24 protein-coding genes are annotated in these 19,510 nt (G+C 44.0%); 15 read left to right on the top strand and 9 right to left on the bottom strand.

Annotated features, from left to right (window positions below; all coding sequences use genetic code 11):
* Position 1: 1 nt before the first annotated feature.
* From JOC54_RS15085 to JOC54_RS15070, 4 genes are all read left to right on the top strand, one after another.
* Positions 2-199 (top strand): hypothetical protein, encoded by a 198-nt coding sequence (locus tag JOC54_RS15085; protein WP_204467092.1) that lies wholly within the window; start codon positions 2-4, stop codon positions 197-199.
* 370 nt (positions 200-569) lie between these two features.
* The gene (locus tag JOC54_RS15080; protein ID WP_204467090.1) at positions 570-1,082 is read left to right on the top strand and encodes a hypothetical protein; all 513 of its coding nucleotides are present in this window, start codon (positions 570-572) and stop codon (positions 1,080-1,082) included.
* A gap of 161 nt (positions 1,083-1,243) precedes the next feature.
* Positions 1,244-2,155: a DUF6612 family protein gene (locus JOC54_RS15075; protein ID WP_204467087.1), complete on the top strand. Its 912-nt coding sequence runs from the start codon at positions 1,244-1,246 to the stop codon at positions 2,153-2,155.
* A gap of 162 nt (positions 2,156-2,317) precedes the next feature.
* Positions 2,318-3,139, top strand: a complete 822-nt coding sequence (locus tag JOC54_RS15070) for an STAS domain-containing protein (RefSeq protein WP_204467085.1) — start codon at positions 2,318-2,320, stop codon at positions 3,137-3,139.
* 353 nt (positions 3,140-3,492) lie between these two features.
* Here the strand turns inward: JOC54_RS15070 and JOC54_RS15065 are convergent, their stop codons facing one another.
* The 5 genes from JOC54_RS15065 to JOC54_RS15045 form a co-directional block, all read right to left on the bottom strand.
* Complete coding sequence (locus JOC54_RS15065) at positions 3,493-3,957, bottom strand: DinB family protein (RefSeq protein WP_204467083.1); 465 nt, start codon at positions 3,955-3,957, stop codon at positions 3,493-3,495.
* A gap of 66 nt (positions 3,958-4,023) precedes the next feature.
* Positions 4,024-4,785 carry a phosphotransferase family protein gene (locus JOC54_RS15060; protein WP_204467081.1) on the bottom strand — a complete coding sequence of 254 codons (762 nt, stop codon included), beginning with the start codon at positions 4,783-4,785 and terminating at the stop codon, positions 4,024-4,026.
* Positions 4,779-4,922 (bottom strand): hypothetical protein, encoded by a 144-nt coding sequence (locus tag JOC54_RS15055; protein WP_204467078.1) that lies wholly within the window; start codon positions 4,920-4,922, stop codon positions 4,779-4,781. Before JOC54_RS15055 ends, JOC54_RS15060 begins: the two co-directional genes overlap by 7 nt.
* Before the next feature lie 16 nt (positions 4,923-4,938).
* Complete coding sequence (locus tag JOC54_RS15050) at positions 4,939-5,946, bottom strand: NAD(P)H-dependent flavin oxidoreductase (RefSeq protein ID WP_204467076.1); 1,008 nt, start codon at positions 5,944-5,946, stop codon at positions 4,939-4,941.
* A gap of 15 nt (positions 5,947-5,961) precedes the next feature.
* Positions 5,962-7,233: an MFS transporter gene (locus JOC54_RS15045; RefSeq protein ID WP_204467074.1), complete on the bottom strand. Its 1,272-nt coding sequence runs from the start codon at positions 7,231-7,233 to the stop codon at positions 5,962-5,964.
* A 523-nt stretch (positions 7,234-7,756) separates the two neighbouring features.
* Here JOC54_RS15045 and JOC54_RS15040 point away from each other — a divergent pair.
* From JOC54_RS15040 to JOC54_RS15000, 9 genes are all read left to right on the top strand, one after another.
* On the top strand, positions 7,757-7,987 hold the full coding sequence (locus JOC54_RS15040; protein WP_204467072.1) for a hypothetical protein: 231 nt from the start codon (positions 7,757-7,759) through the stop codon (positions 7,985-7,987).
* Between the two features lie 39 nt (positions 7,988-8,026).
* A complete protein-coding gene (locus JOC54_RS15035) occupies positions 8,027-8,425 on the top strand; it encodes a GNAT family N-acetyltransferase (RefSeq protein ID WP_204467070.1) in 399 nt (132 codons plus the stop codon).
* Between the two features lie 204 nt (positions 8,426-8,629).
* A complete protein-coding gene (locus JOC54_RS15030) occupies positions 8,630-9,133 on the top strand; it encodes a hypothetical protein (RefSeq protein WP_204467067.1) in 504 nt (167 codons plus the stop codon).
* A 90-nt stretch (positions 9,134-9,223) separates the two neighbouring features.
* Positions 9,224-10,219 (top strand): choloylglycine hydrolase family protein, encoded by a 996-nt coding sequence (locus JOC54_RS15025; RefSeq protein WP_204467065.1) that lies wholly within the window; start codon positions 9,224-9,226, stop codon positions 10,217-10,219.
* Positions 10,220-10,314: 95 nt separating this feature from the next.
* Entirely contained in the window at positions 10,315-10,620 is a 306-nt protein-coding gene (locus tag JOC54_RS15020) for a hypothetical protein (RefSeq protein WP_204467062.1), read from the top strand.
* A gap of 113 nt (positions 10,621-10,733) precedes the next feature.
* Positions 10,734-10,898 (top strand): hypothetical protein, encoded by a 165-nt coding sequence (locus JOC54_RS15015; RefSeq protein WP_204467059.1) that lies wholly within the window; start codon positions 10,734-10,736, stop codon positions 10,896-10,898.
* A gap of 344 nt (positions 10,899-11,242) precedes the next feature.
* Positions 11,243-11,926 (top strand): DUF554 domain-containing protein, encoded by a 684-nt coding sequence (locus JOC54_RS15010; RefSeq protein ID WP_204467057.1) that lies wholly within the window; start codon positions 11,243-11,245, stop codon positions 11,924-11,926.
* Positions 11,927-12,047: 121 nt separating this feature from the next.
* A complete protein-coding gene (locus tag JOC54_RS15005) occupies positions 12,048-13,583 on the top strand; it encodes a PTS transporter subunit EIIC (RefSeq protein WP_204467055.1) in 1,536 nt (511 codons plus the stop codon).
* 5 nt (positions 13,584-13,588) lie between these two features.
* Positions 13,589-14,275, top strand: coding sequence for an N-acetylmannosamine-6-phosphate 2-epimerase (locus JOC54_RS15000; RefSeq protein ID WP_204467052.1), 687 nt, complete (start codon positions 13,589-13,591; stop codon positions 14,273-14,275).
* A gap of 49 nt (positions 14,276-14,324) precedes the next feature.
* Here the strand turns inward: JOC54_RS15000 and JOC54_RS14995 are convergent, their stop codons facing one another.
* Entirely contained in the window at positions 14,325-15,140 is an 816-nt protein-coding gene (locus JOC54_RS14995; protein WP_239586752.1) for a MurR/RpiR family transcriptional regulator, read from the bottom strand.
* 219 nt (positions 15,141-15,359) lie between these two features.
* Here JOC54_RS14995 and JOC54_RS14990 point away from each other — a divergent pair, with 219 nt between their 5' ends.
* Positions 15,360-16,067 (top strand): hypothetical protein, encoded by a 708-nt coding sequence (locus tag JOC54_RS14990; RefSeq protein WP_204467049.1) that lies wholly within the window; start codon positions 15,360-15,362, stop codon positions 16,065-16,067.
* Positions 16,068-16,118: 51 nt separating this feature from the next.
* Here the strand turns inward: JOC54_RS14990 and JOC54_RS14985 are convergent, their stop codons facing one another.
* From JOC54_RS14985 to JOC54_RS14975, 3 genes are all read right to left on the bottom strand, one after another.
* Entirely contained in the window at positions 16,119-17,120 is a 1,002-nt protein-coding gene (locus tag JOC54_RS14985) for a phosphotransferase enzyme family protein (protein ID WP_204467047.1), read from the bottom strand.
* Between the two features lie 245 nt (positions 17,121-17,365).
* Complete coding sequence (locus tag JOC54_RS14980) at positions 17,366-17,893, bottom strand: methylated-DNA--[protein]-cysteine S-methyltransferase (RefSeq protein WP_204467044.1); 528 nt, start codon at positions 17,891-17,893, stop codon at positions 17,366-17,368.
* Positions 17,893-18,450 carry a bifunctional transcriptional activator/DNA repair enzyme AdaA gene (locus JOC54_RS14975; RefSeq protein WP_204467042.1) on the bottom strand — a complete coding sequence of 186 codons (558 nt, stop codon included), beginning with the start codon at positions 18,448-18,450 and terminating at the stop codon, positions 17,893-17,895. Before JOC54_RS14975 ends, JOC54_RS14980 begins: the two co-directional genes overlap by 1 nt.
* A 101-nt stretch (positions 18,451-18,551) precedes the next feature.
* On the opposite strand from JOC54_RS14975, the gene JOC54_RS23440 reads away from it, so the two are divergent.
* On the top strand, positions 18,552-19,478 hold the full coding sequence (locus JOC54_RS23440; RefSeq protein ID WP_367617812.1) for a DNA-3-methyladenine glycosylase family protein: 927 nt from the start codon (positions 18,552-18,554) through the stop codon (positions 19,476-19,478).
* The last annotated feature ends 32 nt before the right edge of the window (positions 19,479-19,510 follow it).

Below are 19,510 nucleotides of genomic sequence, written 5' to 3'. Positions count from 1 at the left end.
TTTGAAAAAACGTGTGTATGTAATTAGTCTATTTATGGTTTTATTCTTATCGGCCTGTACCAGCTCTTCTCAGCTAAGTGCTAGTAAGCTCGATCTCTTATCTGACCACGTACAAGAAGTCAGTGATTCAAACGACAAGCTGATGATGATTGTGGAGGAGCCACGAACGATATCGATTGTTTACCAGTTATCTGAATGAAAGCAGTGACTCTGTGGAGCATGTCTGGAAAGTAACATTAGACTCGAAGCATGACATCATTGACGTGTTGATTAATGGAGATCAAATTTCGTTTGACAACGTGGTTAACTTATAAATTCAATTTATGTTTAATAAAATGCTTGGACCAATTGCTGTGCAGGCGTTTTTATTGTTTGATTAAATGTACGATGGTTCCAATAATAAAAAAATAGCGGAGGTAAGCGTATGAGTAGAAAAGCAAATGTTGCGCTGGTTTCTTTCTGTCTTGGTATTATTACTTATTTTACGGTGACTTATTTCTTTTTCTAGTATAGGAAGGAAATGATCTATTTTTTTGTTAGAAAAATTCTTGTCAAGGAGGCTCGTGAAGATGATTAAAAAAGGGTATCTCATAATAGGTATGTTCATATTCGTGTTGGCTGCTTGTTCAAGCGATGATAATGATGCAGATCGTTTAGATGAAATTCCTTCAATAAGTGTCTATGTAGATGAAGAAGAAGTGAGTACGAACGCTCATATGATGTGCTGGAATGACTGTGATCAAAGCGAACCTGATGCAATCAATGCACAGGAAGAGGCTGAAGGGCTTACTGCAGGCTCGGCATCAAGTGAGTCTGTTGTAACGATTCAAGTGAATGATGAGGAGATTGATTTGCTCGAGCAGGAACCCATTCACGCGATGATTGTAAATGACGGATCTAGTTCAACTCAATACCACGACATTGGAGGCAATCAATTTGTGGTCAATGAATTCGGCGTCGGGGCTCCGACATCCGATGAGCGGATATATATCGTTGATACGTACTGGCCTTCATCTCTTAATGAGAATGAGGTTATCGGCAGAATTCGTGTGACTTTCGCTCTTTCTTTAACAGAGGACTAATGAACTAATTCTCTCAAAATCTAAAAAAGTTTGCATAATCATGTTTTACAACTCATATGACGGGTATCTGTAAAGTAAGGTTAACAGTTTTTTACAACAAGTGAGTGCAGCGGAGACAAATTCTGTTTATCCTAAAAAACATACCTTTAGGAGTTGTACATATGAAAAAATGGACGTCTGCAACAGTTGCTGGTTTCTTTGTCTTATCGCTAACGGGGAACGCGCTCGCTAATGATGAAAGCGCTGCCGATATTATTCAGAAATCGAATGAAGCGATGCTTGGATTAGATAGTTATTCAAGTGAAACAATGATGGAAATGACGATGCCTGATCCGATGTCGGGAGAATCTGTGACAATCTCAATTGATACAAAAGAAGACGTAACGCTTAACCCATTTGCAATGCATCAAGTGACGATGATGAGCACGCCGGACGGTGATGTGGAAACAACGCTTTACTGGACGGAAGAGGGCATGTATGAGCAAGGACCTGATGGTGAGTGGTACTTGTTTGAAGAGCTAAGCAGTGAAGAAATGATGAGCTTGCTTCAGGCTACTGCAACTCAGGAACAAGCAGAGATGCTTGGTGAGCACATGAGCGTCAGTGAAGAAGGCGATGCTTATATCCTCACGTATGAGGGTGATGGAGAAGAACTTAATGAAATAATTAACGATATGCTTGGTGAGATGATGGGCGAAGAGATGGAAGGCGAAGCGATGCTGGAAGGGTTTGAAATCAGCAACCTTGACTACGATATGACAATCTCACAAGATACTCACTACATGACAGCGATGTCAATGCATATGACGATGATGATAGACGATGGGGAAGAAAGCGTCGAAATGGATATCTCAATGGAACAGACGATTATGAATTTTAATAATGTCGATCCAATCGTCGTTCCAGATGAAGTGAAAGACAACGCAGAAGTAATTGACGGCGGTAGCGGTGGCGAGCTTCCTGACACAGCCAGCAATAACTTGCTTTATGCAGCAGGTGGCTTGACATTAGCTGCGGGTGCTTTCGGATTATCGCTTGTTCACAGATTTAGATTGCGCCGCCTCAACCACTAATAAAACCGTTTATTCCAACAGCTTGAAAAGAGCTTGTTGGAATAAACTTTTTTATGTTAAATTACTGGTTTAATGATTAATGAAATCGGGTATTTGAGAAGATACTATTCATACATACATAAATTATAACCATTTATGAATTGCACATAAAAGGAGAACCAAATGACTAATGACATGCATATTCTTCAACCAATCCGTGAAGAAATACTAAGTAAGAAAGATCAATTGGCAAAAATGCCGCCTCAACATGAATCAATTAGCGATAGTACACAGCTGGTCAAACTCGAATCTTGGCGCGTAAAGTTAATTGAACTTTATGCAGAAACGATGACGGACAGTATAGAGGAAACGAAAATAGCTGTTGAGCAGTGGGGGATGAATGTTGCTGGTCAGCTCGTCGAACTTCAGCTGCCGCTAAACGTCGCACTTGAAGAAATCTCATACTACCGCCACACGATAGGAAAAATCATAAGGTCTGAAGCGGATAGCCAAGAATTATCGCTCGATTCGTTCTTTGATATTCTAACAAGGTTTCATGAAGCGATGGATCACGCTGTGGACGTCATTGGAAAAAGCTACATGAAAGATTTTCACCGGAGCATCGAGGCAGCCAAATACGCAATAGACGAGTTAACTGTTCCCGTTGTTCAGTTGACTGAAACGACGGGTCTGATTCCGTTAATTGGTGAGATTGATACCAATCGAGCGCAATTTTTGTCGTCAAATGCACTTGAAAAAGGGTCGGCACTAGGTTTAAATCGATTAATTCTTGACGTATCCGGGGTTAGCGTCATTGATACAATGGTAGCGGGGCAGTTGTTGAGCGTAATGGACAGCTTGCGCCTAATTGGAATTGAAGTGGCCTTAAGTGGCGTCCGTCCTGAGGTAGCGCAAACGATGGTATCACTTGGTATCAAGGTGCATGCCAAAGTATATTCAAGCTTAAAGATGGCTTTGGATGATGATTTTCGTAAGTCTAGGTAAAAAAGCAACCAGTGTGGTTGCTTTTTTTGATACAACCGTTTTTAAAACGAAAAAAATGTACCTATTGGGGGTAGGTACATTCACAAAGGTCTTAAAGGGGATAGGGTTAGTCATATTATACCTGCATGCCGCTTTTGTTAAACCTCTTTCTTTCAGAGGAAAATAATTTTTTTTGCTAGCTGTCGATTAATGATTGGCAACAAGAATGCCCTAACCACAAAAGTGCCTACTGTCGAGCCGACTAAAGAAGGCTAGTCGTCTAAAATTGAATAATTTCCTTCAAGAACAAGACGAACGAGAATGCTTAGCATCCAACTACCGCGGCAGCAAGCAAGGCATTGGTTCATACCTGCTTAACGAATACCAAAGCGAGCATCCCAAGACCCTTGTTGCTTCCGAATTTCAACCATTTGACCAATGTGATAGGCGTTATGAATCGTGAGATGTGTAAGGTCAGGTACGTACTTCTCAAATGTGTCTGAATCGAACTCAGCAACAATCTGCTTCCATTTGTTCATTAGCTGATCAAGCTTTTGGACGGCCTCTGACCAAGATCGATTTTCAAGGTTAGCGAACGTCTCAGCAATTGAATCGATGTTGTAGTCCTTATTGCTAACCCCTGTTACGCGATGGAGGTAGCGCTCATTGTAATAGATCAAGTGATGCACAATACCTTCAATCGAATTCGAATCGTCTTTAGTCTGCCGTGTAGCCTCTTCTTCGCTAATATCGCTTAATGCGGCTTTGAGCGAAACGAACCAACCGCTCTGGTCATGAACGGCGCCTAACTGCGTTAAGATGACGTCTTTTGCATTCATGCTTTTCCTCCTTTTTTAGAAACCTATGGTAGTCCATACCCTCCATCGGACAGAAGAAACGCTTGATTAAAAAAACTCATACAGCCCGTCATGAAAGTAACGAAACTCATCATCCGTAATGGTCTGCCTGCCGTAACCTTGATAAAATGCTGTTTTAAGTACGTCGTTTTGGAAGCAACGACGGAGGGCGAGAGCAACGTCGTGGCGCGGATCGCCGACCGTCATTGCTGCAACGTCAATAAAGAGAGTGACTTTTCCGGCTTGGACGAGAACGTTATCCGGTGTGCAATCGCCATGTATCCAAGTCTGATCGATTTGTGAAGGTTTGTGGTTATTCAGCTTTTCCAGTAGCTGCGCGTTCCCATCCGCTTCGCCTTGTTGCAAATAATAAGCGGACAGCTCCAGCTGCTGCGTGAGCCAGTCCCGTGTTGGTGCAGGCGCGGGCAGCGTATGAAGATCATGCAAGAGCTGCCCAAAACTGCGCATCAAGTCTTGTTTTTCTCCATCCGAAGCTGCCTGCTTTAAGGCGCTCGTCAAGGTCATCCCTTCTTCAAACGACATCAACAGGTAACTGGCATCCTCGTCTTCATAAAAGCCGAAATAACGGGGCACCGGAATCGAGTGATTGGCTAATCGCTCCAGTACCTCCGCCTCCGTTTTGAGCCAGGCGCGGTATTTTTCCTTCGTCGCGCTTTTTAAAATGTAGCAGCCTGAAGCTGTACTGATTTTCTGCACTTGAGAAGTACAGCCTTGTTCATCAAGCAGATTAATTTCTGTTAATGCACCGACTTTGGAGGCAGTCCACTGTCGTACTTGATCGTTTAACAATGACTGTTCACCTCTTCTTCAAAAGAATTGCTTGGTTCAGCTGCTTGCTCAATTATCTGTACATCCCAAGCTAGTATCGTTGTGCTGTCCCGGACGTGATTGGCATGTACCTGACAAATAAAGCAATCCTCTGTCATACCCTTTCCTCCCTTTCTACTCCTGTGCTTCTTGATAAAGTAGCTTCACCAAATCACCGGCTGACATCACGCGCACGTGGGAAAAATTGACGCCTGCCCACATCGCCGCGACATGCGTATCTCTGTCCTGAACGGCTTTTTTTCGAATCGGCTGAGTTAAGTAATGGAGCTCGGGATATGCCGGTGGTGCATCTTCGTGCTCCTGCATGAATGAGTTAGCCAGCCCTCGTGCGGGACGACCGGTGTAGGCATGAGTTAGCGCTGTTTCAGTGAACGAGCCGTTCTGGAGAGATTCCTTATGTAGTGGAGACGCGCCACTTTCAGGGCAACAAAGAAAGGCGGTGCCGAGCTGAACAGCTGCTGCTCCGAGTGCGATGAGTTCCTTTATCTCACGTCCGTCCATAATACCGCCTGAGGCAATGAGTGGAAGCTCGCTCACTTCGCGAATCTCACTCAATAGTTCACGCAGCGGCTTTTGCGTTGCGCGTGCCTGGTTTGCTTCAAACGAACCACGATGTCCGCCAGCCTCAAGTCCCTGGACGCAGAGACCATCTGCACCTTGTTTAATCGCAAATTGCGCTTCGACAAGCGTTGTCACCGTTACAATTGTCTTTGTCTGCTTTTGTTGAAAGAGCTCAATTGTTTCCTTTGAAGGACAGCCGAACGTAAAGGAGACGTACGCAATGTCGAGCGTGAGCAAGAAGCGAATTTTCTCGTCCCACTCATCGTCGGAGTATCTAGGGATTCCGGCTTCTGTCCCGAGCTGTTCGGCGAGCTCCTGCATGGTCCGTTCATACGTTTTTACTTCTTCATCAAGCTTGGATTGTTCATTTGGGACAAATAGATTGACGCCAAATGAGTTCGTTCCAAGGGCTTTCGTTTTTGAAATCTGTTCTTCTAGCTGCGCGCTAGACAAGTAGCCGGCAGCGAGAAACCCAAGTCCTCCAGCTGTTGAAACAGCGTGAACGAGCTCTGGTGTTGTCGCGCCGCCAGCCATTGGCGCTTGGATTATCATTGGGAACATGGGGCATCTTTCCTTTCAGGATGAACGAGCTGATGGTTTGCGGTACCAGTATAAAAGCGGCAGGACTAAGAGTGAGACGAACCCGCCAAGTAGCGACAGCGCTGTGTAGCTTGTACCAGCGACAATCATCCCGGACATCGCCCCGCCGGAAGCACCGGCAAGGGCAATGTATACGTCAACCGCTCCTTGCATTTTTGCGCGATTGGACGCATCTGTATGATCAACAAGCAGTGTTGTTCCGCTAATTAAGCCTAGATTCCAACCGAGACCGAGCAGAGCGAGGGCAATGAGCAAGAGCGGCATGCTTTCGCCTGAGCCAATTGCCCCGATTAGTCCGGCAAGAAGCAATGTAATTCCGGCGCCTACAGCCATTGGTACTCGGCCGTAACGATCGACCAACATACCTGTAAATAAAGAAGGCAGGTACATGGCGCCAACATGAACGCCGATGACAAGGCCTATTGCTTGGAGCGAGTGACCGTGATGAGCCATATGAATGGGTGTCATCGTCATCACCGCGACCATCACGAGCTGCGTCAGAACCATGATGAGCGCGCCAACGAGAACGCCCTTTGGTAAGCCTGTTGTCGCATTAGAGTTGGGTGGCGTTTGTCTTGTTTGCTGTTGATGATGCGCAATCGCTTTTGCCACTAAAAATGGATCAGGACGAAGCGCTAAAAACAGCACCAAACCCGCCGATAAAAACGCCGTTCCCGCCAGTAAAAACGGTCCAGCAAGCGCAGGAACACCGATTGAGAGCGCAAACTGCCCCATCACATCAACGAGGTTCGGACCTGCAACGGCTCCAAACGTCGTCGAGACCATCGCCAAGCTCACGGCTGTTGCCCGCTGCTTATCCGAGGCTAAATCCGTTCCGGCATAGCGAGCCTGTAAGTTCGTCGCGGTCCCCGCGCCGTAGACAAACAAAGCCGCAAATAAAAGAAAGAGATTGTCGAACACAGCAGCGAAGACGACGCCAAAGGCGCCAATGCCCCCGGTAAAAAAGCCTGAAAACAAGCCGATTCTGCGTCCATACCGCTGTGACAAGCGCCCGACTAGAAAGGCTGAAGCAGCAGAGCCAAGGGTAAACAAAGCGGCCGGGAGTCCAGCATAGGCGTTTGAGCCAAGCATCTCTTGAGCGAGCAGGGCACCGACCGTAATTCCCGCAGCCAGTCCAGCCCCACCAAATACTTGCGAGAGGCTGACGATGATTAGCGTGCGTTTGTAGAGCTCTTGCTGATTTTTCTGTGAATGAACATAGTGTTCGATCTTATGATGGCTCGCCATTGTAATCCTCTTTTCCTAAACCGCTTTCACTAAGGTGAATATGTATCTATAAGCATCGTAGCCCTTCTAAGGTAGAGCTGTCAATTTGAGTTTATGCGAAAAGAAAAACAGAATCAACGCTTATTTCTCGCTTCGGATCGGCCTCATGAACTTTATGTATAGTTGGCCTAATCCCAGGATTACTAGATAATAAAGAAATCCTACGAAATAGATAAAGAGATAGCCAACTGGCTAATTTGATCCGAATGTTTCACGGGCAAAGGGAACAGGCGAGGGCAATAAATTAAATAAGATCACAGTGACAAGAAAGCTACTGCTAATTGGCGCCAGTTTCATCAGGCTCACTCCTTTGGTAAAGCACTCGTGAAACGGATTTGGATATGGGGCGTAAGATAGATGATGCATTGATTACTAGCTTATTCGTTGAGGTGAGAAAGAATCCTTTAGAGAAGAGGTATGTTATTAATAAATCTTTATCGTATTTGAGTAAGTAGCGTACATCTTAATAAATGGAGGCCCACCCATGAAATCAGCCCTGTTGCTTGCCGGATTTGTGTCATTATGCACGGCCCTGCTTTGTTTTTTCTTGCTTAGTATCGCAACAAATTTTCCGTTAACTATCACGATTGAGGATTCTTCTGGATTTGACTCAAATAACTATCAAGCGAGCATTAGCGAAAGATTAATTCCAATCTACCTTAGCATGCAGAGTGTTGTTTTATTTGTGGCATCGTTTTATGTGAAAGGTAAATAAAGGTGATCGACCAAAGAAAAAGAAAGGACTGACTAACCAATGAACTATACGCCAATTATAAATCTTTCATTAGCAAATCACGAGGTTCCTAATTTAAGAGAACAAGTTGGCTGGGGCAGGCGTGATCAGGATTATCCAGCCTTATTCGAGCGTTGCAACTTCTGGGCAGGTGTGAGGAATGAAAGCGACCAGCTTATTGCCTTTGGCTATATTTGTGGGATGGGCTTAGAGCACGGGTACATGGAAGATATTATTGTCCATCCGCAATTCCAGAAAAAGGGGATCGGCGTGATGGTGGTAAGGACATTATTGACGGAAGCAGAGCGGGTTGGTTTGGAAATTGTGACGGTATCGTATGAAGAAAACAAAACAAATTTCTATCAAGCAGGTGGTTTTACAACGGGTTCAGGCGGACTATGGCAGTCTAAAAATAAATGATAAAGGAACAGCTTCGTAGATGACAAGCGGACCTGTTGAAAGGCAACCAGCATGAAGCGCTGGTTGCCTTTTCTCTGTTTTCTCCCTTTACAAACAGAGCGCACCTTGTTAACTCACATCCAAATCTGGAAGAGCTTAAAGAAAGTACCGATATAGAAGTGGTAATGACATAAATATAGAGGTAGGAAAAGGGAGGATCATATGATGAATCACATGGTTTCGAATTTAATGGAAAGAGCGCTTCTCATTGCCAATATTGCTCATCAAGGTCAAACGGATTTAAAGGGCTGTCCCTATATTTTATATTTGCTGCAAGTGATGCATCAGCTAGAGGATACCGAGCAGAAAATTGTCGCTCTGCTCATGGATTCGTTTCGAATTGGTCACTTTTCTCGAGGTGAACTGGCTTCATGGGGGATGCCTGAGCACATCTTAGCAGCAGTTGATGCGTTAATACATGATCCGAATGAAGAAAGCGAAGCGTTTGTACAGAGATGCCGTGAGAACGAACTCGCCTATGTCGTGAAACTAAAAGAACTAGAAGAGAAAATCAACCTCTATCAACAACTCATTTCCACCGGTAGCCTTAATGTATTAGAGCATATACATCACCTGCATTCGGAAGTGAACTTACTGAATCTTCTCCAGTTTGATGATTCAAAACATAAGAATGAAGAAAGAGAGAGCAGTGAGCCAGCTAAAGAGTGAGCGAAGTTGTAAAAGAAAGTCTCAAAGGTATACCTTACTATGAGCACCATATACTGTATCGTTACAATGTATAGAAAGGTGGCGAATAAGATGTGTACCTCAATTACAGTCAATACAAAGGAAGGCGAGCATTTCTTAGCACGAAATTTTGATTTTTATGATTTGCCGAGTGATTACTCCGTCTACGTGATCCCTAGCAAGTATCGATGGGTAAATGCTCAAGAGAATCGCTATATAACGGGCAGGTATGGTGCTGTAGGTATGGGCATCGAGACAGAAGGCATTTTTGGTTTGTTTGACGGAATGAATGAGCATGGCTTAATGGGTGTGATCCATTATTTAGAGGGGTTTGCTGAGTTTCCAACGCAAAAAAGGCGTAATCAATTAAATCTTGCTGCTATTCATTATCTGCTATTTGCCCTAACTCATTACAGAACAACGGATGAGCTCGTGCAGGATTTAGGCAATCTTAATCTGTTGGCTGTGGATTTGGAATTGACGGAAGGACCGCCACCGATCCACTGGATTTTTAGCGACCGTGCAGGCAAGACGATTGTGATTGAAAATACGAAGGATGGTTTGAGGGTGTTTAACAACCCTGTTGGAGCTTTTTCTAACAGCCCAGACTTTCGCTGGCACTTGATTAATTTAAATCAATATACGTCATTAACAACAATCCAATCGGAAGAGGATGTGGTCTGGGGTAATTACCACTTGGTTCGGTCACCTGAAATGATTAGCGGTAATTTCGGCATACCAGGAGATTATTCATCCCCGTCACGATTTGTTCGGGCAGCCTTTCTTCGGAATCATATAGATGAAGCGGTGACGGAGCTTGACGGACTACAGAACACAATGAAGGTGCTTGATTACTGCACTGTCGCACGAGGTGCCGATATAGAAGAGGGAAGCCCGTCGTATACCCTCTATAGTGCGGCGATGTGCGCGAACTCACTCATCTATTATTATCACCCCTATGCGAATAACCAAATTAGCGCAGTGAAGCTGTTGGAAGAAGATTTAACCGGTGAGGAACTGATTCAGTACCCTGTCTCTCAAGAGCAGGCAATTCATTTTCAGAATTAGGAAGAGCGACTGCGTGATGCAGTCTTTTTTTTGTGTAAGGTCCTGATAAATGCTAAAATGTAAGGAGGGTTTGGTTGTTGAGAGGAGGCTGTCGAGTGACTCAAAAAATAACCATGCTGAGTACGCTCATTATTCTCGCGACGTTAGTAGCGTTAACAGGACCATGGATTTCAATGCAAGTCACTCAGCTCATTCCGGCGATCCCCTCAATCTGGCTCTTATTAGCGTTAACAATCATGAGCGCGTTTCTCTATTTGCGTACTTTTATCTGGCTTATTCTGCTTAAAGCGCGAGACGAAGTGCGTGACAGCCTTTGGGGTACACTTGTAGTGGTGGTCGTATTCACTACTCTTAGCGGGATGGCCTGGTCATTGTTTTTCTTAAGCATGTGGTGGGAGTGACCCTTCTAAATTGAAATAAATTAAATAAACGTTGAAAACAAGTTTCCAATTAATACGGGCAGGGTACTCAATAAATCTAGGTATCTTATTACGAAATAAGTGAGGGGATATCCTTGATAGATCACCTAGAGCGCGAATTGTTTCGACGGGAATTACAATTTCTTTTACATTTAAAGGAAAAGGTAACCGAGAAAGAATCTCGTTTTACCAAGATGCTTGACGATCAAATCAGCCATCTTGAAACGATTCTGGAAGAAACAAAGATGCCAAACCAATGAGTTATACAGGATGGAGACCTTCTCCATCCTACATATCAAACAATAAGAGAGGTTATTTTCTCACTTATTTGTCTGAGACTCATTAGGCTAGGTGATCAAAAAAGCACATACAAGTGTATGTGCTTTTTTTCCTGTTTATTTCTTGTGTTTGTACGTGGCGTAACCGAGACCAATTAACGGACCACCGACCGCTAGAATAATAAAGAGAGTTAGAACATCCATAAAAATCCTCCTTTACAGACTAACTGATTCATTATTCTGTTCCCCAGACATTAATTTGCAAACACAGATAATTCTACAAATGATATGCTTATGTTATATGAATTACAAAAGGACGGGACGTTGTGATTGGAACACTTGTAAATGTAGGAACGATTCTTATTGGGAGTTTAGTTGGGCATTTTTTTAAACGGGGCTTAAAAGAAGCGCATCACGAAATTCTGATGCAGGCAATGGGATTAGCCGTTGTTGGTTTAGGTGTTGGCGCGATTGCGACGCATCTTCCTGCTAGCAATTACCCGGTCCTGTTTATTGTCAGCTTAGCAATTGGTGGATTACTAGGTGAGTGGACGCGGTTTGAAGACCGATTTAATAAGCTGTTGTCCTTCGTTTTAAAAGGGAATACGAATGAAGGCTTAACGACAGCAATCTTATTGTTCTGTGTTGGAACGCTATCCATTGTTGGTCCAATTGAAGCTGCTCTAAATCAAAACTATACCTACTTATTTTCGAATGCGATATTGGATGGAGTCACTTCCATCGTGCTCGCTTCTACCTTTGGCTTGAGCATCGCCTTTTCCGCCGTTATTCTGTTGGTGTGGCAGGGCAGTATTTACCTGTTTGCTTCTTTTGCGGCAGTGGCAATTACGGCAGATATCTTGACAGAAATCTCTATTATCGGTGGGGTTTTGATTTTAAGTACAGGTCTGAGTATTCTTGGCTTGAAAAAATTTAAAACGATGAACCTGCTTCCAGCTATGCTCGTGCCGATTGTGTTTTTTGCAGGGAAAGCGCTGTTAGGCTTATAGAAACGCAACGTCTTTCCAAAAGGAAAGGCGTTTTTTCATGGATTTGGAAATCAATCACCTATTGAAAATGGAAAACGGTTTCGTTATAATCATGAAAACAGTTTTCTTATAGGGGGATATTATGAAAAACGTTTTCTTTGAACAGGCACAGCGGTTCGGTAAATCATTTATGCTGCCAATTGCGGTTTTACCGGCTGCGGGGTTGTTGTTAGGGATTGGTGGCGCTTTAAGCAATCCAAATACGATTATTGCGTATCCTTTTCTAGATCAAGCCTTTTTGCAAGCGATCTTTACCGTAATGAGTTCAGCTGGTAACATCGTGTTTGCTAATCTGCCGCTCTTATTTGCGGTCGGTCTAGCAGTTGGTCTAGCTAGAGCAGACAAAGGAACGGTCGGTCTAGCGGCAATGGTTGCTTTCTTCGTTATGAATGCAACGATAAATGCGATGCTTGTTATCACAGGCAGGTTGGCAGAGGACAATCTATCAGATGCCGGACAAGGCATGAGTGTCGGCATTCAAACGCTGGAGACAGGTGTATTTGGCGGTGTCCTTGTTGGTATTTTGGTTTATATCCTGCATGCACGCTATTACAAAATTGAACTACCGCGTTTTCTAGGATTCTTTGGCGGATCGCGCTTTATTCCAATCATCAGTTCGTTTGGAGCGATGCTTTTAGGGGTTGTGCTCTTTTATGTGTGGCCCTTTATTCAATCAGGTATCTTCTCTTTAGGTGGGCTCGTTGAGGCAACTGGCTATATTGGTACGTTTATTTACGGAACGATTTTACGATTACTTGGACCGTTTGGCCTTCATCATATTTTCTATATTCCGTTTTGGACGACTAGCCTCGGAGGGTCGCTCGTTGTTGATGGTAGTTTAATTGAGGGAACGCAGCGTATTTTCTTCGCCCAGCTTGCTGATCCGACAGTAGAAACGTTCTTTGAAGGAACCTCTCGCTTTATGTCAGGTCGCTTTATTACAATGATGTTCGGTCTACTCGGTGCCGCGCTTGCGATTTATCATACGGCTAAACCAAAGAACAAAAAAATAGTCGGCGGATTGATGCTCTCGGCTGGACTCACCTCATTCTTAACGGGTATTACGGAACCATTAGAGTTTTCATTCTTGTTTATTGCGCCATTACTCTATGTGGTTCATGCCGTATTTGATGGTTTAGCTTTTATGTTAGCTCATATGTTCTCAGTCACAATCGGACAGACGTTTTCTGGTGGGTTTATTGATTTTATTCTATTTGGGGTACTGCAAGGCAATGACAAAACAAACTGGATGATTGTGCCGATTATTGGAGCTGTTTGGTTCTGCTTGTACTACTTTGTTTTCCGCTTTTTAATTACGAAATTCAATTTTAAAACACCTGGACGTGAAGACGAAGAAATGGTTAACGTGACCGTTAAAGGGACAGAGCGAGCGGAGGCAATCATCGCTGGACTTGGTGCAAAGACTAATATTAAAGACGTTGATGCTTGTGCGACTCGCCTGCGCGTGAGTGTGTATAACGGCGACGAAGTGGATAAAGACAAATTAAAAGCAACAGGTGCAAAAGGAATTATCGTAAATGGGAACGGCGTGCAGGTTATTTACGGGCCAGAAGTAACGGTGATTCGAAACGAAGTTGATGAATTGATGGGAGAGTAAATGAAATGCATAACATCTTATTGAAATTAAAAGGAAAGCTCGTTGTTTCCTGCCAGGCGCTTGAAACAGAACCGCTTCATTCCTCTTATATTATGGGACGAATGGCTGTGGCAGCTAAGGTAGGCGGTGCTGCAGGAATCCGCGCAAACTCCAAACAAGACATCCAAGAAATTAAAGCAAACGTGGATTTGCCTGTGATCGGCATTGTAAAAAGAGATTATCCTGACAGTAAGGTGTATATTACGGCAACAATGAAAGAAATTGACGAGTTAATGGAAGTGAAAACGGACATGATTGCGATGGATGCAACGAAGCAAGCGCGACCGGACGGAGTGACGCTTTCGGAGCTCGTTCGCACGATAAGAGCGACGTATCCGAATGTAGCGCTAATGGCTGATGTCTCTACTGTTGAGGAAGCGATAGAGGCAGAAGTGCTCGGTTTTGACTGTATTTCAACAACACTTGTCGGCTACACGGACTATACAACAGGCGCAGTTACCGCAGCTAACGATTTTTCCATATTAAAGGAAATGGTTGCCGCCGTAGAAAAACCAGTTATCGCAGAAGGAAAGATGGATACACCGGCGCTTGCAAAAGGCGCACTCGCTGCTGGAGCATTCAGCGTTGTTGTTGGTGGAGCAATTACGCGTCCCCAGCAGATTACAAAAAGCTTCGTGGATCAACTACGTTAAAGAAACAGCCGACACTCTACGGAGGGTCGGTTGTTTTCTAAGATGGACCTCATTTTTTTAATTGATTCAGTGCATCAAGCGTTTTAATACGGCTGGCTTCTCGCTCTTTCTTTTTCAGCAGAACCATGCTAATTAAATCGAGAATATGCAAAATCGATAATTGGGCATTTAAGAAACCTTTACTATAAAACGGCTTTGGGCTGTAGCTAAGCAATAAGAAGTCAGCTAGCTTACTAAGCGGCGTCGATTCATGATTCGTCAACAGCATGATTTTCGCTTTGTTTTCCTTTGCAAGCGCAGCAGCATCAATAATGTCCTGCGTATGACCAGAATTGGAAATAGCAATGACTAAGTCAGCAGGTCCAAGCAAAGACGCATTCATTAACATCGTATGTGAATCGGCATGGGCATCAACACGGAATCCCATGCGCATTAGGCGGAATTTCAGTTCCTGACCGGAAAGGGCAGAACTGCCGATCCCATAAATTTCAATGCGTTCGGCGTTTTCAATAAGTGCACAGGCTTGATGGATTTGAGCCTCGGATAGAAGAGAATTGCTGCCGTTAATAATGACTTTGTACATATGCGCCATCTCAGCAATTAAATGATCGCTTGCATCATTTTTAACGAGCTCATCGCGTAAGAGAATTTTAAAATCAACAAAGCTTTTAACGCCGAGCTTTTTGCAAAAGCGGGTAATGGTTGCGATTGAGGTATTGCTTTTCTCAGCAAGATCACGAATATGAATGTTGGCAAGTTCTTCCGTGTGCATCGTTACATAATCAGCAATTCGTTTTTCGGTAGAGCTGAGCGTATGGTAGCTGAGCTGTATGTGGTTAATTATTGACGCCATGCGCAGTTCCATTCCTTTCGACCTATAAGTCTCTTTATCATACAGGAAAACAAAGCGTTAATAAAATGAGCTCTTTATCACAATGTAACAGAGTGTTTACATTTCAATAAAGTTGAAGTCTATAGTTGCGTACAGTGGTCACAGCTGTAATAATGAATATCCGTCATATATAAAAGAATGTAACCAATTGTACGAATAGATAAGAAGAACAAAAAAAGAAAGGAGCTTGATGTGTTTAGTCCAACCGATTGGTTTCGCCTCTTGATGGCCGCTTTGTTTATTCTACCCCTAACGACCGTGATTCGCGAGTCAGGCTATTACTTAGCCGCAACAATCTTACAAGGCACAAATAAAAATTTAATTATTGGCAGTGGACCGACTTTGTTTAAATTGCCGACGATTGAAGTGCGGCGCTACTTTTTCATGTACAGCTGGATGGAGTATGATGAATTAAAGCCGAGTAATCGCTTATGGCATGGCTTTATTTATCTTTCACCAATCCTAACTACGGGAGTTAGCGCTGTAACGGTTAATTCACTCGTGTTAAACGGCGTGCTTGATAACAACATCTTCTGGAGCACATTTATTTTTTATTGCTTTTACTTTATGTTGTTTGATTTAATTCCGGTCTATTTACCTGATGGACAGCCGACCAATGGCCGGGCGATTTATGATTTAATTCGCCATGGAGAAAGGTCCGATTATATCAAAGCGCGAGAAGATAAGAAGATAAGCGAAGAACGTAGCAATACAGAAGCGCAAGAAGAAACGATGGAGAACCGCGATCGTGACGATCAGGAACGAGGGGATCACACCAACCCTGAAGCAGAAGGTAATGAAGAGTCCGAGCAGCGGAGCTATACGGAAAAACAAGAGAAAACAAAAGAGAATCGTGATCGCGATGAGCAAGAGCGAGGCAATCATACGAAACCAGAATAGACAAGCTTAGAGAAAACCCGTCCGTTTATTAAACGGATGGGTTTTTGGTTTTTATAGCTGAAGATCCCCAGCAGCTTTAATAATCGCTTGCCTGTAGCGTTCCTTTACAGCCAGTAACTTTTGCTGGAGCTGAACAAGCCAGGCAGGACTGGTTTCCACGATATCAACGTCTAAAGCACGCTCCAATTTTGCATAGGAGCAAAGCGTATGCAGACGCTCGAACATCGGCGCCTCTTTCAACAGCGTTAAATCGAGTGACGTCTTGCTTTGATACCCGCGGATAAACGTTTTTGTAACGGAGTGCTGCTCGTTAAAAGGCCCTAAATCTCGGAGCGCATAAACAAGATCTGCGACATACCAGTTAACTGAAGCATCATCAAAATCAATCATTCCGAGAGACTGATTTTGAAAGAGCACATTATCCAGTTCAAAATCATAATGAATCATCCCATACGTCTCCTGAGAAACCTCTAATTGCTCTCCCCAGTGACGTACATGCGTTAGTTCACGGCGAATGTGGGTTTCGTTGTTTGGCAATGACTCTTCGACAAGGTTAAGCTGATCATTCCAACTTGGGCGGCCATGGTAAAAAGAGTGCGGCAACTGCTTCAGTTGGGCGTGAAGCGACCCTAGCGCTGCTCCCCAAAGTAGGATTTCCTCTTTGGTTAGCGCATCTACTTCCTTGTGCTTCCCGGTCGCGGCTTCAAATACAACTGCGTAAAACGTTCCCAAATCATTCGTAATGTTCTCGATGAGTTTTCCATTGTTTGATGGGATAGGCTGGGCAATGGGTAGCTGTGACAAAGCAGGTGCCTGAATCAACTTAAGCTCTGCTTCAACCATCGACAAAGACCGTTCACTTGCATCATTAAAGCGTAAGTAATACCTCTTTTTTTTTCGCAAAAATGTGGCAATAAAGTTCGCGCTTGCACGTAAAAAATACACCGAATCTTGATCATAGCCCCAAAGAGCTGCGATGTCTTCGACAGCCGGACTTTTCCAGTTTGAATCAACCGTGTCCATCCATTTTTCCATATTACTTAATTTCATCATTTTTCTTCTTCATCCCCTCGTATTTGTACTATCCATACGATCGTGGTCAGGGATGCGCCTATTACTGATCAAATTTTAGTTCATCAGTAATCCAACCTTCCATACAATGTAATTCCCTGCACGAGAGAGGCTGGAAACCAGATCCGTATTGGAAACGGTATACATCGACCTCACTCCTTTCTTTGCTAAAGTGGTATAAGTATACAATACTTGGAAAAAATAATAAACTAAAAATTCCCTTAAGTTTAGCTCTTTGGCTCAAAAAACGTTACCATATTGACGTTCTCCAGCTGAAGCAGTTGCTTCTTTACCTCAATTCCACCTGCATAGCCGGTTAAGCTACCACTCGCACCAACAACGCGGTGGCATGGAATAATGATCGATATTGGATTATGACCAACGGCTCCACCTACAGCCTGAGCAGACATCGGCTTGCCATTCTCCGTATTCAACTGCTTAGCAATAGCGCCATACGTCGTTGTTTCTCCGTGGGGAATGGAAAGTAAATGCGCCCACACCTTTTTGCGGAAGTCACTGCCTTCAGGTTTTACCGCAAAATGCCGCTCAGGGTTCTCCCCGTTAAAATAGCTTTTCAGCCAAGCCGTTGCTTCTTGAAAAAGGGGCAGCTGCTCATTGAGTTCGGCGTCCACAAGAAAGGGGGTCTCATCGTATTTCTGCCCGCTGTTCCATAAGCCGGTAATGCTTGTCCCATCGCTTGTGAGCGTAAGCAATCTCACTGGTGAGTCAATACTGTGTTTGTAGCGTCTGTTCATCATCTCGTTCCTTTCTTTCTGAAAGCTGTAGGTGATTGTCCCGTTTCTTTTTGAAAAAGTGTCGTAAAGTACGGCTGATTCGGAATGCCAACTTCTCTTCCGATTAAAGCAATCGAATGGTCGGTTTGCAGCAGCAAGGCTTTGGCTCTTTCCATTCTAAGCTTGCGAATATAGATTTGCGGGCTGATGCCCACCCCTTTTTTGAAAATCCGCTGCAGATGATAGGGGCTACCGTTAAACAATTGGCCTAGGTGTTCAAGCGTTAATTTTTCATCTATATGGTTTTTGATATAGCTGGAAATGGCTTCGATCCAAGCGTCATCTGGTGTTTTTAAGTCATTTGGCTTGCAGCGCTTGCATGGCCGAAAGCCCTCATGCACAGCCGTCTCAAGCTGCCTATAAATGGCAATGTTCTCCCGTTTAGGAACGCGTGAGCGACAAGAAGGGCGACAAACAATCTTCGTAGTAGTCACGCCATAATAAAATTGACCGTCATAAGCAGCGTTGTTCGCCTGTATCGCAAGCCAGTATTCTTGGGGAATGGGTGTCTCAATCATGATTGTCCCTCCTCGCGGATAGGCTTATGATATAAGAACAATGCTGTAAATGCCAGTCTATTAGCTATAAGCGCAAGATAACAAATAAAGGAGGACGCGGCGTGAAAAAACCGTACATCTATGACGAGCAAGAAAGAGAGCTCATCATCAACTGTCCAGCGAGCTTTCGCTTTTCTGCTAACCTTGATTATTTAAACCGTTCCGATAACGAATGCATGTATACGATTAGGGAGAATTCGGTGGAGCGAGCAGTTTATGCGGATGGAAGGTGGGTGATCATTCGAATAACTTCAATGAATGATCAAGATCTTATCATTCAATTCATGCAAGAAGACAGGCTGATAACTAAGGCTGAATGTGACGATGTGTTTGCGTACGTTGCGGAGTGGTTTGATTTATTCTCTGAAATTGAGCCGTTCTATCAGCTCGCCGAAGCAGATCCGCTTTTACGCGATCCAGTCGCTCGCTTTTATGGATTACGAATTATGGGCATCTCTAACTTATTTGAGGCACTTGTCTGGGGCGTGCTTGGTCAACAGATCAACTTGACGTTCGCCTATACCTTAAAGCGACGATTTGTCGAAACGTTTGGTGAAAAAATTGAAGTAGGGGGAACTGCTTATTGGCAGTTTCCAACCGCTCAGTCCGTCTCAACCCTCGACGTTCGCGATCTAGCAAACTTGAAAATGACGACGAAAAAAGCAGAGTACATCATCGGAATTGCTCAGCTATTAGCAAGCGAACAGTTGACGAAGCAGCAACTAATGGCGGTTGAGACAATGGCAGAAGCGGAGCAGACTCTAACAAAGGTTCGCGGAATTGGTCCGTGGACGGCTAACTATGTGCTAATGCGCTGTTTACGCTATAAAGAAGCCTTTCCGATTGACGACGTTGGTTTTCAGAACGCGGTTAAATTAGTCGGTGGCTATGACGGGAAGCCGAATAAGCAAACGCTCAGGATGCTAGCGCGTCCGTGGAAAGGGTACGAAGCGTATGCCGTCTTTTATTTGTGGCGTTGTTTGTATTAAGTTTGAGATGAACTCCAGAGGAGCAATCGCTT

Source organism: Shouchella xiaoxiensis, assembly GCF_016907895.1.
Classification (GTDB): domain Bacteria; phylum Bacillota; class Bacilli; order Bacillales; family Bacillaceae_D; genus Shouchella; species Shouchella xiaoxiensis.
This window is presented reverse-complemented; position numbering and strand designations above follow the sequence as displayed.

Bases quoted from the DNA above. Each gene is read 5' to 3' on its own strand.
- JOC54_RS15080 (WP_204467090.1), top strand. From the start codon at position 570: ATGATTAAAAAAGGGTATCTCATAATAGGTATGTTCATATTCGTGTTG.
- JOC54_RS15075 (WP_204467087.1), top strand. From the start codon at position 1,244: ATGAAAAAATGGACGTCTGCAACAGTTGCTGGTTTCTTTGTCTTATCG.
- JOC54_RS15070 (WP_204467085.1), top strand. From the start codon at position 2,318: ATGACTAATGACATGCATATTCTTCAACCAATCCGTGAAGAAATACTA.
- JOC54_RS15065 (WP_204467083.1), bottom strand. From the start codon at position 3,957: ATGAATGCAAAAGACGTCATCTTAACGCAGTTAGGCGCCGTTCATGAC.
- JOC54_RS15055 (WP_204467078.1), bottom strand. From the start codon at position 4,922: ATGACAGAGGATTGCTTTATTTGTCAGGTACATGCCAATCACGTCCGG.
- JOC54_RS15050 (WP_204467076.1), bottom strand. From the start codon at position 5,946: ATGTTCCCAATGATAATCCAAGCGCCAATGGCTGGCGGCGCGACAACA.
- JOC54_RS15045 (WP_204467074.1), bottom strand. From the start codon at position 7,233: ATGGCGAGCCATCATAAGATCGAACACTATGTTCATTCACAGAAAAAT.
- JOC54_RS15040 (WP_204467072.1), top strand. From the start codon at position 7,757: ATGAAATCAGCCCTGTTGCTTGCCGGATTTGTGTCATTATGCACGGCC.
- JOC54_RS15035 (WP_204467070.1), top strand. From the start codon at position 8,027: ATGAACTATACGCCAATTATAAATCTTTCATTAGCAAATCACGAGGTT.
- JOC54_RS15030 (WP_204467067.1), top strand. From the start codon at position 8,630: ATGAATCACATGGTTTCGAATTTAATGGAAAGAGCGCTTCTCATTGCC.
- JOC54_RS15025 (WP_204467065.1), top strand. From the start codon at position 9,224: ATGTGTACCTCAATTACAGTCAATACAAAGGAAGGCGAGCATTTCTTA.
- JOC54_RS15005 (WP_204467055.1), top strand. From the start codon at position 12,048: ATGAAAAACGTTTTCTTTGAACAGGCACAGCGGTTCGGTAAATCATTT.
- JOC54_RS15000 (WP_204467052.1), top strand. From the start codon at position 13,589: ATGCATAACATCTTATTGAAATTAAAAGGAAAGCTCGTTGTTTCCTGC.
- JOC54_RS14995 (WP_239586752.1), bottom strand. From the start codon at position 15,140: ATGGAACTGCGCATGGCGTCAATAATTAACCACATACAGCTCAGCTAC.
- JOC54_RS14985 (WP_204467047.1), bottom strand. From the start codon at position 17,120: ATGATGAAATTAAGTAATATGGAAAAATGGATGGACACGGTTGATTCA.
- JOC54_RS14980 (WP_204467044.1), bottom strand. From the start codon at position 17,893: ATGAACAGACGCTACAAACACAGTATTGACTCACCAGTGAGATTGCTT.
- JOC54_RS14975 (WP_204467042.1), bottom strand. From the start codon at position 18,450: ATGATTGAGACACCCATTCCCCAAGAATACTGGCTTGCGATACAGGCG.